General features: G+C 48.1%; 1 pseudogene. It reads right to left on the bottom strand.

Going from position 1 to position 316, the window contains the following annotated elements:
- A pseudogene (gene aspA / locus CWC28_RS21795) lies at window positions 1–316 on the bottom strand (aspartate ammonia-lyase); the annotation flags it as partial.

The raw sequence follows: 316 nt of genomic DNA, 5'->3' as shown, positions 1-316 counted from the left end.
CATTTTGCAATGCCACCTTTCGTAGCTCGGCTCGGATCCAGAAACTTTTTCAAAGCCTCTTCCGACATACCGGTTTTTTCCTTGGCTACTTCCAGTACAGGACGTTTTTCGCGATACGCCTGTTTGGCAATTTCTGCCGCCTGCATATAACCAATCACTGGGTTCAGGGCAGTGACCAGCACTGGATTACGGCTCAATGTTTCCTTGATATGAGCTTCCTTAACGGTGAATCCGGCTATGGCCTTGTCGGCGAGAATCATGCTGCTGTTGGTTGCCAGGGTAATGCTATTAATCAGGTTGTTGGCAATCAATGGAA

The sequence above is a fragment of the Pseudoalteromonas sp. S4492 genome (genome assembly GCF_005886115.1).
Classification (GTDB): Bacteria; Pseudomonadota; Gammaproteobacteria; order Enterobacterales; family Alteromonadaceae; genus Pseudoalteromonas; species Pseudoalteromonas gelatinilytica.
The sequence above is the reverse complement of the archived record's forward strand: the minus strand, read 5'-3'. Positions and strand labels throughout refer to the sequence as shown.